The organism is Acinetobacter sp. AR_0276 (assembly GCF_003000705.1).
In the GTDB taxonomy this organism is placed as follows: domain Bacteria; phylum Pseudomonadota; class Gammaproteobacteria; order Pseudomonadales; family Moraxellaceae; genus Acinetobacter; species Acinetobacter nosocomialis.
In genome coordinates, this window is sequence record NZ_PSQO01000004.1 from 3,183,033 (window position 1) to 3,195,312 (window position 12,280).

Annotated in this window: 13 protein-coding genes; 6 read left to right on the forward strand and 7 right to left on the reverse strand. The window is 39.1% G+C overall.

The genetic code is table 11. From position 1 onward, the window contains the following. Positions 1–18 precede the first annotated feature (18 nt). From CSB87_RS16080 to CSB87_RS16095, 4 genes are read right to left on the reverse strand one after another with little or no spacing between them, the layout of a single operon-like run. A complete protein-coding gene (locus CSB87_RS16080) occupies positions 19–1,545 on the reverse strand; it encodes an aromatic/alkene/methane monooxygenase hydroxylase/oxygenase subunit alpha (protein WP_000211828.1) in 1,527 nt (508 codons plus the stop codon). A gap of 45 nt (positions 1,546–1,590) precedes the next feature. Continuing rightward, positions 1,591–1,857 carry an MmoB/DmpM family protein gene (locus CSB87_RS16085; RefSeq protein WP_000049448.1) on the reverse strand — a complete coding sequence of 89 codons (267 nt, stop codon included), beginning with the start codon at positions 1,855–1,857 and terminating at the stop codon, positions 1,591–1,593. Between the two features lie 11 nt (positions 1,858–1,868). Continuing rightward, positions 1,869–2,867, reverse strand: a complete 999-nt coding sequence (locus CSB87_RS16090; protein WP_004887991.1) for an aromatic/alkene monooxygenase hydroxylase subunit beta — start codon at positions 2,865–2,867, stop codon at positions 1,869–1,871. A gap of 21 nt (positions 2,868–2,888) precedes the next feature. Continuing rightward, a complete protein-coding gene (locus CSB87_RS16095; RefSeq protein ID WP_000193471.1) occupies positions 2,889–3,176 on the reverse strand; it encodes a phenol hydroxylase subunit in 288 nt (95 codons plus the stop codon). A 369-nt stretch (positions 3,177–3,545) separates the two neighbouring features. Here CSB87_RS16095 and mobR point away from each other — a divergent pair, with 369 nt between their 5' ends. Next, entirely contained in the window at positions 3,546–5,216 is a 1,671-nt protein-coding gene (gene mobR / locus CSB87_RS16105) for a phenol degradation transcriptional regulator MobR (protein WP_004887989.1), read from the forward strand. A 57-nt stretch (positions 5,217–5,273) separates the two neighbouring features. Here mobR and CSB87_RS16110 read toward each other — a convergent pair whose 3' ends face one another. After that, positions 5,274–5,474 (reverse strand): heavy-metal-associated domain-containing protein, encoded by a 201-nt coding sequence (locus tag CSB87_RS16110; protein ID WP_006580764.1) that lies wholly within the window; start codon positions 5,472–5,474, stop codon positions 5,274–5,276. A 166-nt stretch (positions 5,475–5,640) separates the two neighbouring features. Here CSB87_RS16110 and CSB87_RS16115 point away from each other — a divergent pair, with 166 nt between their 5' ends. From CSB87_RS16115 to CSB87_RS16125, 3 genes are all read left to right on the forward strand, one after another. Continuing rightward, entirely contained in the window at positions 5,641–8,112 is a 2,472-nt protein-coding gene (locus CSB87_RS16115) for a heavy metal translocating P-type ATPase (RefSeq protein WP_004887987.1), read from the forward strand. A 75-nt stretch (positions 8,113–8,187) separates the two neighbouring features. Further along, on the forward strand, positions 8,188–8,589 hold the full coding sequence (gene cueR / locus CSB87_RS16120; RefSeq protein ID WP_004887985.1) for a Cu(I)-responsive transcriptional regulator: 402 nt from the start codon (positions 8,188–8,190) through the stop codon (positions 8,587–8,589). Between the two features lie 28 nt (positions 8,590–8,617). Next, positions 8,618–9,025, forward strand: coding sequence for a GFA family protein (locus CSB87_RS16125; protein ID WP_004887983.1), 408 nt, complete (start codon positions 8,618–8,620; stop codon positions 9,023–9,025). A 604-nt stretch (positions 9,026–9,629) separates the two neighbouring features. Here CSB87_RS16125 and CSB87_RS16130 read toward each other — a convergent pair. Beyond that, positions 9,630–9,986 carry a four-helix bundle copper-binding protein gene (locus CSB87_RS16130; protein ID WP_004709792.1) on the reverse strand — a complete coding sequence of 119 codons (357 nt, stop codon included), beginning with the start codon at positions 9,984–9,986 and terminating at the stop codon, positions 9,630–9,632. 471 nt (positions 9,987–10,457) lie between these two features. Further along, positions 10,458–10,787 (reverse strand): hypothetical protein, encoded by a 330-nt coding sequence (locus CSB87_RS16135; protein WP_004887981.1) that lies wholly within the window; start codon positions 10,785–10,787, stop codon positions 10,458–10,460. A gap of 453 nt (positions 10,788–11,240) precedes the next feature. On the opposite strand from CSB87_RS16135, the gene CSB87_RS16140 reads away from it, so the two are divergent. Next, positions 11,241–11,834 carry a LysE family translocator gene (locus CSB87_RS16140; RefSeq protein ID WP_002048762.1) on the forward strand — a complete coding sequence of 198 codons (594 nt, stop codon included), beginning with the start codon at positions 11,241–11,243 and terminating at the stop codon, positions 11,832–11,834. Between the two features lie 47 nt (positions 11,835–11,881). Next, positions 11,882–12,100 carry a hypothetical protein gene (locus CSB87_RS16145; RefSeq protein WP_004887978.1) on the forward strand — a complete coding sequence of 73 codons (219 nt, stop codon included), beginning with the start codon at positions 11,882–11,884 and terminating at the stop codon, positions 12,098–12,100. Positions 12,101–12,280: the final 180 nt, after the last annotated feature.

Consider the following 12,280-nt stretch of genomic DNA (forward strand, 5'->3'; position numbering starts at 1 on the left):
CTGAACAATTCCTTGTGCTTAAGCTGCGTTGCCTTTCCATTTTTTCCAGCGCTGTTGGTCTGGAGAACCTTCAATATCCAGATTGTCGGCACCGACATTCATGCGGTAATAATCGCGGAGCATGGTTTCGAGGTCACCGCCACCACAGTTACCTTGCAAAATTTGATTTACAGGTAGCCATGCTTGTATATATTTCTCAGGCTCGCGTTCGAAAATGTCATGACAACCATCTGAACAGGTGTGGTAGCGTTCGCCTTGGTAGATGCTATGGCGATAACTAAACTGAGTTGGGTCATCGCCCATTTCGGTAAAGGTCATTGGAATCTGACAAACCTGACAAAGCTGTGGTAAACCTGCGCTATAGAAGCGTTTACCTTCAGCTTCCATTTTGCGAGCCAACTCCCATTTTGGACGGTAGTATTTATCGAAAGTGTCTGGATATTTAGCAGATAACCAATCCATTTCTTCGTCGGTTGGAATCCAAGTATGGAAACCGGCAGCATGACCAAAGTTATAGAAAATCCACCATGCTTGATGTGAGACATGCTCTTTTTCTTTCACAATCACATCGCTATATTTCGGCATACGAATGCCATAACGGCTTAAATCTTTAAATAACGCACCGCCTGCCTGTTCAAAATAAACTTCCCAAGCTTCTTTCCACGACATCACTTTATTTGGCAGCATGTAATCCATCATCATGCCCACAATTGAAAGCAAACGCGTCCCACGCCAGAACCATTTATCAATCCATTCCTGCACAATCGGTACATTGTCTTCATGCTGTTCGAGCAAGAATTTTACGATTTCAAGACCAAGCGTCATATGACGCGCTTCATCTGACTGCGCACTAAAACCAAAGGTCACGGTTGCCATATCGCCGTTATAAGCTGCTCCCGACATAAACGGCACAAACAGTAAGTTGGTAAGTACATATTCAAAAGCAAAACTAATCGCTAATAAAAATTCGAAAGGTCCGGCAGAACGGGCATCTTCAAAAAATGATTTAGGCACAGACAAATACCAAACACGGTCATGCATATGTGCCCAGTCCTGAAAACCATCAAAGAACTTGTTGTAATGGCTCATGGCATGAATTTGGGTCTGTACATGACGCAGCTCATCAATCGACTGCATCTGAGAAGCAATACGTGCTCCAATACCACTAAACTGGCGACCTACATGGGCATAGCCTTGATAGGCCTGATATTCAAGTGGAGTCACCGCCGTTAAAAAGAGTTTGATCGCATTTAAGTAGCGTTCATTGCTGACATTCATCTGACCGTTGTTTTGAGCAAACGCATCAAAAATGGCATAAAGTTTTTTCTCTTTTTCTGCCTGATATTTCCAGTAAGCATCCATGGTTAAACGGAATGGATCTTCCCATTTAGACCAGTCCGTAATTTTGATGCCTTCAAATTCCTCATAAGGGAAGGCGTCTTTACGGTCAGCATAGGAAAAGTCCCAGTCCAGATCACGGGTTAATGCGCGGTAACGATCTTTAGCATTTAACTTTTTGCTGGTTTCTTTCGTTTGAGTTGTCATGATTGATCATCCTTAAATCTTTGTTAAACAACGTCTATGTTGTGATTAATTCCAGTGAAGGCGGAAAGTATCGTCATCTTCTTCGACGTTGCCGCCCAGCGTAATCATGTTGAGTTGTAACGATTGGATGTCCCAATCTTGGCCTAGTTTTTCAGATACAGTTTCGGCTTTAATGACCAAATCAGTTTCACTTTCAATTCGGATCATGGCGGGTAAATACTGAATTGAAGCTTCAGGGTTATCTTCTTCAATCGCTTCGATGATGTAGCGTGAAGTATCGTTATCTTGTAATGCGAGATAGACTTTAGACATGTTGCTTCTCCTTAAGCATTTGTAAGTGGTTGTAGGCCGAGTTTTTTTGCGCGTTCAATAACGGCATGTTCTGCTTGATTGACTGCATCTGCTGATAAGGCTGCTGTTGCCCACGGTGTAAAAGCTGCTTTTACTTGAGTTAAAGACTGAGTGAACCATTCATTTAATAGCTGTTTGTTGTGATCGGATTCTGCTGCCGCAGTTTTAATGACGGTGTCTGACCACTTACGTAAATCACCTAAAGTGTCTTTCATAAACTCAGTCAGCATGGCTAAGTCGCGAGCATTTTGAGTGACTAACCACTGATCAAACTGTTGATAGACAAGCTCTGTCACAAAGCCGTCAATCACAAGGTTCTGTAATAAAAAGAGTTTGAAGTAGTCTTGCTCGGTGAGGCTTTCTTCACACAGACGGCGTAAGCCTTGCCATGCAGGATGTTGCATCCAAGCCTGTTTTGCCTGCTGTAGTGAGTCGCCGCTGTTGCCATCTAAAGCTAAGCCAATACGCGAGATGTACTGTGCAATTCCTAAATGATCCATCGCGGCATAAATACAAGCTTGGGTTAGCACGGTGCCATATCCATAGGCACTGCCAGACATCATGTGTAAGTTTGCAGTTTGTTCAACGTGGCGAAATGGCAATAGGTACTCGATGACTTTAGCTTTGACTTCATCAGACAAATGTTCTGCAAGCTGACGTTTTTCAAAAAAAGCAAAATTACTTTCGGCGGTGTCTTGTAAACGTGCACGGTGTTGAACATAAGTTCCATAATAGAATTGACGTGGATCTTTAAATGCATACCAATCTTGCATTTGCAGAGCAGTATGGGTTTTATCATTTAAAGTCTTTTCAGGTTTCCACAAAGGACGATAGTGGAAGTTAGTTTCAGCTTGTACATCGAAGCTTACTTCTTGATATCGAGTTGCTGGCTTACTACCAAATCGTCTTTCGATATAGGCGTAGTTCTGGCGGATAGGTTCGACATTTGACGTTTTGATTTCTAAAGTCATGGCTTTATCTCCTTATATTTTTTACATCTGATCATCGTGATCGTTGCTATTACGTTGCGTGCCGACTAAGGTTGCTTCAGTGCCATAGCGCCATTTTTCTTCCTGAGCGTCATTAAAAGCTTGTTGCTCTTGGGTCATTTCAACCACTTGATTGGTCTTACAAAAATCATTAAATGCATGTTTAGGCAAAACCAGTTCCACAAATAGACTTGGGTCATGAATGGCAAAATCGAATTCGATAAACTCTGCGTTTAAGTCGCCAGTGACCCGAATATATTTGGTTAATGCTTCGACTTGAGGTTGCGTCATGCTGTACTCCATCAAGACATGGTCTTGAAATTGATGAATGCTCCTTGCTCTCGCTATAAGCTTTACAAAAGCTATGCCAACTTTATTTTTATAATTAAAAACAATTGTTTAGTATTTTTATTAAAAGTACAGCATTTTTAAAATTCACCATTTCATGAATTTTTTTGAATGGTGAAATAGAGATATTCATGATTTGATGAAGTGGGTCGTAAAAATTTCTTTTTAGATTGTTTGGGGCTTTAAAAGGAGAGATTTAGAAATACTTTTTTAGTATGAAGTTATGTCTTTAAGGTACTAGGACATTTATCTGGTTCTTCGATAAGATGAGATAAAACCAAAATGTGTTTAATGGATTAAAACAGATCACTCATGGCTCGAGTAAAATACGATAAAACGGGACGATACGCAGATCATCCGCAAGAAATTCACGATTTGCTCTCTAAACTGCACTTTGATACTGCCCACGGCCAAATCTGGTTTGATGAATATCGAATGCTGCTTTTACACACCAGCATTATGGGATATTTGCGTAAAGACTTAGCGCACATGATTGGGCTTGAGCGAACCAAGCGTTTTTTTATTCGTTTAGGGTATCAAGCTGGGTTAAAGGATGCAGAAGTTACAACAAAAATGCGTCCCGATTTAAATGAACACGATGCTTTTATGGCAGGCCCACAAATGCATGCGATTCGTGGAATGGTGCAAGTACAGGCCAACCAGCTCAATTTAAGCCACGATAAAAAACAGTTTTATGCCGATTTAAATTGGCTTAACTCTTTTGAAGCCGATGTGCATTTAGAGCATTTTGGCCCAAGTGATGAACCTGCGTGTTGGATGCTTCTGGGTTATGCATGCGGATACAGCAGTTTTGCGACAGGCATGACCATTATTTATCAAGAAATAGAGTGTAAAGCTTGCGGCGATGAGCATTGCCGTATTATTGGTAAGCCTTTAGAAGAGTGGGAAAATGCAGATGAGCTGATTCAATTCATGTCACCGGAACCCATGGAGAAAGAACTGATTGCGTTGCAGGCTGAACTTTTTGAACTAAAAAAATCAATTTATAGCGACAGTGAAGCCGATTACCAATTATTTAGTTCTGTGGGTAAGTCAGCATCTTATAAACAGGTCTGTGCATTATTAACCAAAGCAGCAGGTTCGAAAGTTACCATTTTATTACAAGGTGAAACCGGCGTTGGTAAAGAAGCTTTTGCACGAGGAGTTCATGCAAATAGCCAAAGAAAAGACCAACCTTTTATTGCGGTAAACTGTGCAGCGATTCCACCAGAGTTAATTGAGTCTGAGCTATTTGGGGTAGAAAAGGGTGCTTATACAGGAGCACATCAGTCTCGCTTGGGTAAGTTTGAGCGAGCCAATGGCGGTACGATTTTTTTAGATGAAGTGATTGAGCTTTCTCCTCGTGCACAAGCAGCACTATTACGCATTTTGCAGGAAGGTGAATTTGAGCGAGTAGGAGATTCACAGACACGTATTTTAGATGTCCGTGTAATTACAGCCACCAATGAAGACCTTGAACAAGCTGTGAAAACAGGACGATTTCGGGCAGATTTGTACTATCGCTTAAATATTTTTCCAGTTCAGATTCCGCCTTTGCGGGAGCGCCGTGAAGACATTCCTTTACTGGTTGAACACTTTCTTCATCGCTTTGAAAAAATGTACGGTAAAACCATTCAGGGTGTAAGTGATAAGACCAAAGTTTTTATGCAGCAATATGAATGGCCGGGCAATATTCGTGAGTTGGAAAACTTATTAGAAAGGGCGGTTTTATTAACGGACGATCAGCAGTTGATTAAGTTAAATGCCATTTTCCCACAGATTAAGCATGACCCAGAGCAGGCTGTAGCTGTTAAAACTGACTTTGAACAACTGTTGCAGGCAGAGTTTAATTTAGAAGAACACGAGAAGCAGTTAATTTTAACAGCTTTAAAAAAGGCAAATCATAAGGTGTCTGAAGCGGCACGCTTATTGGGACTAACTCGGGCAGCACTGGATTATCGAATTAAAAAATTTCAGCTTTGAGTCAATATCAACAAGCTAAAAAATAAAGGCCTAACTTTAAAAGTTAGGCCTTATTCACTATTGCACTTTCGCTGGGAAACCATCTTCTTCAAGTGCTTCGGTAATTTTATCGACACTTTCACTACTTTCAACAGTTACGATTTTAGTCGCTAAGTCTACATCTACTTTTGCATTTGGATCGACATCTTGAATCGTTGCAGTCACACCACGCGCGCAGCCACCACACGTCATATTTTCAATAAGTAGTTTCATCTTCATACTCCATCAAGAATGAGATATTTGTTTGGATAACACTGAGTCTAAACCTTGTCATGATTGTAAGGTCAAGACCAAATTTTTAAAAAAATATGCTTGACCTTCCCATGATGGGAATCTGTATGCTCAATACAGAATATTAAATTTTGCAGATTTGCAGAGGTGTTTGATGGACTCAAAAACCACAAAATTGCCAGCATATAGTGAAACACTTCCAATCGAAGGCATGACCTGTGCCTCGTGTGTAGGTCGTGTCGAAAAAGCACTTAAGAAAGTTGAAAATATTGAGATTGCCAATGTTAATTTGGCAACAGAAAAAGCTGTTGTTTATTCAAGTCAACCGATTCAGCGTGAAGCACTGGTTAAAGCAGTTGAACGTGCGGGGTATGATGTTCCAAAAGCTGCGCCAGTGGAGTTGTCTATTGAGGGCATGACCTGTGCATCTTGTGTTGCACGTGTAGAAAAAGCCCTAAAAAAAGTAGACGGCGTTCAAGAGGCAACCGTCAACTTAGCAACAGAGCAAGCTTGGGTGCAGGCAGATAATTCAGTCAATGTTGAAGACCTAATTCGTGCTGTTAAAAAAGCAGGTTACGACGCGAAAGCATCTGAAAAAAATCAAGATGTACAACTCGATAAAAAAGCTTCAGAGTTAGATCAGCTTAAAAAAGATTTGATCATTTCGATTGTATTGGCCTTACCTGTGTTTATTTTGGAAATGGGTTCACATCTCATTCCAGCTTTTCACATGTGGGTCATGAACACGATTGGTCAATACAATAGCTGGCTTTTACAGTTTGTTTTGACCACATTAGTTCTCATTTTTCCTGGTCGCCGTTTTTACCAAAAAGGGATTCCAGCTTTATGGCGTTTAGCACCAGATATGAACTCGTTGGTCGCTGTTGGAACCTTGGCTGCCTACAGTTTCTCAGTCGTAGCTACCTTTATGCCGCAGGTTTTACCACAAGGTACCGTCAATGTTTACTTTGAAGCGGCTGCTGTTATTGTCAGTTTAATTTTACTCGGACGTTATTTCGAAGCCAAAGCTAAAGGACGTACTTCACAAGCCATTCAACACCTAGTGGGAATGCAGCCTAAAACGGCTCGTATCCAGCGTGGTGGTCAAGTGGTGGAAGTTGCAGTTGCCGAAGTGGTCAATGGAACTATTGTAGAAATTCGCCCAGGTGAACGTGTACCTGTCGATGGTGAAGTGGTTGAAGGGCACAGCTACATTGATGAATCTATGATTACGGGGGAACCTGTCCCTGTTGAAAAAATAGTAGGGCAACAAGTAGTTGGGGGTACAGTCAATCAAAACGGTACTCTAAACATTCGGGCAACCGCCGTTGGTTCTTCGTCTGTACTTTCACAAATTATTCGCATGGTTGAGCAAGCCCAAGGTTCTAAACTTCCGATTCAGGGGTTGGTCGATAAAGTCACTATGTGGTTTGTACCGGTAGTGATGTTAATTGCTGCAATTACTTTCTTGGTTTGGTTTATTTGGGGGCCAGAGCCTGCGCTCACTTTTGGTTTGGTGAATGCTGTTGCGGTACTGATTATTGCTTGTCCTTGTGCGATGGGGCTTGCAACACCAACCTCAATTATGGTCGGTACTGGGCGTGGTGCTGAGCTAGGTGTCTTGTTTCGTAAAGGTGAAGCTTTGCAGCTTTTACAAGAAGCGCAGGTTGTTGCAGTTGATAAAACTGGAACACTCACCGAAGGTAAACCGACACTCACTGACTTTAATGTGCTATCTGGCTTTGAACGTAAACAAGTGCTGACTTTAGTTGCCTCAGTCGAAGCTAAGTCTGAACATCCAATCGCTTTAGCTATTGTTCAAGCAGCAGAAAGTGAAGGCCTAAACTTATTACCAGTAACAGCATTTAACTCGATTACGGGTTCAGGTATTGAAGCAGAAGTTTCAGGCCAAAAAGTACAAATTGGCGCAGATCGTTATATGCACCAACTTGGTTTAGATACCAGCTCATTCCAAACGATTGCAGCTCAGTTAGGTGAAGAGGGCAAAACACCGCTGTATGTTGCTATCGATCAACAACTTGCTGCAATTATCGCCGTTGCAGACCCAATTAAAGAAACAACCTATGCTGCGATTGAAGCCTTACATCAATTAGGGCTCAAGGTTGCCATGATTACAGGAGACAATCGTCATACGGCGCAAGCGATTGCTAAAAAGCTGAATATTGATGAAGTTGTAGCCGAGGTTTTACCAGAAGGTAAAGTAGACACAGTTCGCCAATTGCAAAAACAATATGGTCGCTTAGCTTTTGTTGGTGATGGTATTAACGATGCGCCAGCCTTAGCGCAAGCAGATATCGGTTTAGCCATTGGTACTGGAACTGATGTTGCTATTGAAGCTGCCGATGTTGTGCTGATGTCTGGTAGTTTAAAAGGTGTACCGAACGCAATTGCGTTAAGTAAAGCAACCATGCGAAACATTCGTCAAAACCTGTTCTGGGCATTTGTATATAACGTAGCGCTGATTCCAATTGCAGCAGGTGCCCTATATCCAGCATTTGGTGTGTTACTTTCACCTATGTTTGCAGCAGGCGCGATGGCACTTTCTTCAGTCTTTGTTTTAGGCAATGCGTTACGCTTAAAACGTTTTCATGCGCCAGTAGAGTAAGCGTGCTGAAAATCAACTTTTAGTTTAAGATCATGACAGCAGGTCTTAAACCAAATTTAATATTTGAGGTGTGAGATGAATATCGGTCAGGCATCCAAACATTCGGGCATTTCGGCGAAAATGATTCGCTACTATGAAGAAATCGGTTTACTTGAAGCAGCTCAGCGTTCAGCTTCTGGCTATCGCATTTATTCAGAAACAGACCTTAAAACTTTAAACTTTTTAAAGCATGCTCGAGAGTTAGGTTTTTCATCTGAACAGATGAAAGAGCTTATTTCACTTTGGAAAAATACCGATCGGCATAGTGCAGAGGTGAAAGCCTTAACAGTAAAACACATTGCTGAATTAAAGCAAAAAATTTCTCATTTACAAGAAATGGTTAATATTTTGCAGGCTTCTGCCGATGATTGCTGTGGTGACCAGCAGGCTTCGTGTGCGATTTTAGACCACATTGAAAAAGGTGTAGGTGTAAGTTAAACCTTATAAAAATAAAAAAGGAAAAATCATGGCTTATACAGCTTCTTGTCTTTGTAATGGCATTCAACTCCGTATTAATGCCGAATTAGAACCCATTATGGTTTGTCATTGTAAACAATGCCAAAAAGCCCAAGGCGCTGCTTTTGCGGCCATCACTCAAGTACAAAAAAGTGACTTAAATGTGGTACAGGGTGAAAACCTTTTACAGGCTTATTTTGCATCGCATAATAAAAAAAGAGTATTTTGTAAAACTTGTGGCTCGCCTGTCTGGAGTGAACGTTTAGATAAACCAGAAGTGGTGCGTTTAAGAGTAGGGCTCATTAATGAAGATATATCGACGCGAGTTATCTCTCATGCTTTTGTTGCTTCAAAAGTGAAGTGGTATCCCATATGCGATAATGCCCGCCAATACCCAAATGCGGTAGAAAACCCTTGAAATATGAAGGTTTGAAAGTATTTTGTTTATTTGTAAAAAAACGTGAATAAGACTAGTCATGAATAAATAATGTGCTATAACTGTACCTAAGGTAATCGTAATATCTCCTCGATCCACAGGGAAACTTGGGACAGGGCAAAAGATACGATAAGACCTTACATATAGCTAGCAAAGAGCATGTAAGAGATGGATAGACACAAATCTTAGATTGCTCACCGTTGCAGAAAAGCCCGTGAAACGGGCTTTTTTAATGCTTGTAAAAACTATTTCTTATTTGGAAAGATTATAGTTTTTTAAACTATTTATGAAAAAGTAATGTAAAAATAACAAAATATTTTAAATATACAGACTATTCTGTATTGCAATTTGTTTTTATTAAGGGTACATTTAGTCAACGGTTTAAAGTTCAAGCTTAATAATGAACTCATGGTCGTTGTGGGAGATCTAAGAGCCTGCATTTTCCCCAAGATGCGGGTTTTTTTATGCCTAAAGAAAAGTAGTTTTTCATCTCATCTAAAAACTTTAATTTTCTAATTGTTTGTTCTTTAAATATTAAAAACCCACGAGCCTAATAGGCCGTAGGTTTCTACAATAAAACTAGAAGTTAAGCACGATATGCCAGACAAGCTTTAGCACATGCTAAACAAGCTTTGGCACAAATCTGGCAATGCTCATGTTCGTGTTTGCTACATTCAGCTGCACAAAGTTGGCACGCGCTGGCACATAATTGCATGGCTTGTTCAGCAAGCTCTGAATGTCTTAATTCTAAAGATGTGCAAAGCTGACAGGTTTCGACACAGGTTAAACAATGTTTAATACATTCACGCATCATATGCACATGTTCTTCTTGCAAACATGCTGAGGCACAATGTTTACAAGCAAACATGCATTCAATGCAGGCTTGAACTGAAGTAGATGCTTGATTAAACAGAGATTGATTTGGTTCTTGCGAGCTATTCATTTTAATATTCTCCTTTTGAAAGGCTATTATTAAAAAACCGAATATTGTTATCTTTTTTCATTTTATAAAATCATTTTTCCTATTGGGCACTTTGAAATGAAAGGTCTACAAATGCTCAATAAGGAATTAACCTCGTATAAGAATGTTACAAGTGTTTTTCTAATTAAATTTTTTAAAAGGTAAAAAATAGATTGCTCAAGACAAACTACAAAATTTATTTTCATATAATACTTTTGGCTAATTTTTTTATGGATGAAAATTAGGCAAATTATCAGTGTGAACTTTAAGGGCACACGTAATGGAAAACATTGAACAGTACGCTCACGGAGCTGAGCATGAAGTCCACGTACACTGCAAACGATCATTAAGCACATTAATACTGAGCCTGTTTGTATTAATCGCAACTGGTCGTTAAAAGAAAAAGCACCCACGGGTGCTTTTTCTGTATCTATTGACTATTGATAGTTTTGTTTAAGAGCCTGTAAAGCCGCGCCGTTTTTTATAGGCTTTACGATCATAAGAGGGAATATTGGACTTTTGAAGATCAATAGACAGTTGTTTTTTGCGTTGAAATTGCACTTCACTTAAAAGTGCATCATAAATTTTGGGACGATCAGTTTTAAACTTTTCTACATCCAATGGAATTTTACTTTCCTGTTTAACAATATACAAAACAGAACCATTGGCATTAGTTTCATATATTGTCCAACCAACTCTTACCATGTAGAGACCGGTTTTTGCATCCTTTCCTAAATAAGCTTTAAAACCATCGGGATGAGGGCGAACATAAGCATTCATCATGCATCCTCCATCAACTATTTAATTCGATGAAAGCGGCGATTAATGAATTGATGGGGAACGATACATCTATTCAGTAAAATCACGATTTTCATGTGTATATATATTGATCAATTTGGTAATTTCAAGGCGTGTGATATTTGTTTTTTTGCTATTTAAGAAGTGGGAAAAATGGCCTAAAAAATATATAAATAATCACTTATTTTAAAAAAAATATATGATTTTGGAGTTTAATATCTTTTTAAGTTAATGCAGTGTTTTTTTATAAATGTGTGACGCATTTTGCAAATTTAAAATTGGAACAAATTTTAATGAATATAAATTCACTTTTTATTAAATTATTAATTTTAAAAAATAAAAAGTATTTGTAATATTTCTTGTTACAACGATTTTGTCGACAATAGATGCTCATTTTTGACATATTTCGCCTAGCGTAATCAATCGAGTTTTTGGCCTATGGTGTCATTTTTATTTATTGGACTTGTGGTCACTATTTTGTTGACTCCAGGACCAACAAATACATTATTAGCCTCGGCTGGCTTGCAAGCAGGGCTAAAGCACTCTCTTAAGCTAATTCCGGCAGAGGTAATAGGTTATCTGATCGCGATTACCTCATGGGGTGTTTTACTTGAGTCGGTATCTCATTTTATTCCATGGCTTCCTGCTATATTAAAATTGATGAGTGCGAGTTTCATTCTTTATCTCGCTTTTAAACTTTGGATCACTTCAACCGAAGATATTAAGTTAGATCGCCCACTGATTACGCCAAAAGCTTTATTTCTTGCAACACTTTTAAACCCGAAAGCTTTGCTCTTTGCTTCGGCGATTTTTCCACATGCAGCGTGGGAAGTTCCGCATTTGTATTTTATTCACATTGTTGTCTTTTTATCTTTAATTACCCCAATTGCTTTTTTATGGATTATGTTTGGAACTGTCCTCATTTCAAATAAAGTAACTTGGTTAAATCAACGCAATTTACAACGTACAGCTGCATTTATTTTAACTTTTTTTGCTATGCCAATCGGCTATTCTGCGATTAGCTCATTTTAAACTTAACCCATTATTTATATTAAAAATTTATTTTTCAGGAGATTTTTATGAAAAGATTAAAAGTAATTATCAAGGACCAGTTTGATAAAGAATCAATCGCTTTGGCAAAAGTTAGACCAATGAATGACCATGCACTTGAACTTCATAAAAGTGTTGAACATATTGAAATTAATGACGATATCATTTTACCAAACATGGATTTGTTATATGAGAATCCTAAAGACGGCAAAATTTATCAATTAATTGGTCCATGCAGTGAGGAATAACTCTTAAATTAAATTTAAAAATAAGCATCAGCAGAGTTTGTGTTTCTTACGGTCTTAGATGGTGGAAATTAAGCCAAACTAACGTATAGACACAATTAAAATATTGAACATCGCAGGTCGTTATGGGACTATGTTTTTGCAAAAATGTGACCTAATCCTCATTTTTGCATTTCAGGACTA

Coding starts and splice junctions, on each gene's coding strand:
- CSB87_RS16080 (WP_000211828.1), bottom strand. CDS start 1,545: ATGACAACTCAAACGAAAGAAACCAGCAAAAAGTTAAATGCTAAAGAT.
- CSB87_RS16085 (WP_000049448.1), bottom strand. CDS start 1,857: ATGTCTAAAGTCTATCTCGCATTACAAGATAACGATACTTCACGCTAC.
- CSB87_RS16090 (WP_004887991.1), bottom strand. CDS start 2,867: ATGACTTTAGAAATCAAAACGTCAAATGTCGAACCTATCCGCCAGAAC.
- CSB87_RS16095 (WP_000193471.1), bottom strand. CDS start 3,176: ATGACGCAACCTCAAGTCGAAGCATTAACCAAATATATTCGGGTCACT.
- mobR (WP_004887989.1), top strand. CDS start 3,546: ATGGCTCGAGTAAAATACGATAAAACGGGACGATACGCAGATCATCCG.
- CSB87_RS16110 (WP_006580764.1), bottom strand. CDS start 5,474: ATGAAGATGAAACTACTTATTGAAAATATGACGTGTGGTGGCTGCGCG.
- CSB87_RS16115 (WP_004887987.1), top strand. CDS start 5,641: ATGGACTCAAAAACCACAAAATTGCCAGCATATAGTGAAACACTTCCA.
- cueR (WP_004887985.1), top strand. CDS start 8,188: ATGAATATCGGTCAGGCATCCAAACATTCGGGCATTTCGGCGAAAATG.
- CSB87_RS16125 (WP_004887983.1), top strand. CDS start 8,618: ATGGCTTATACAGCTTCTTGTCTTTGTAATGGCATTCAACTCCGTATT.
- CSB87_RS16130 (WP_004709792.1), bottom strand. CDS start 9,986: ATGAATAGCTCGCAAGAACCAAATCAATCTCTGTTTAATCAAGCATCT.
- CSB87_RS16135 (WP_004887981.1), bottom strand. CDS start 10,787: ATGATGAATGCTTATGTTCGCCCTCATCCCGATGGTTTTAAAGCTTAT.
- CSB87_RS16140 (WP_002048762.1), top strand. CDS start 11,241: ATGGTGTCATTTTTATTTATTGGACTTGTGGTCACTATTTTGTTGACT.
- CSB87_RS16145 (WP_004887978.1), top strand. CDS start 11,882: ATGAAAAGATTAAAAGTAATTATCAAGGACCAGTTTGATAAAGAATCA.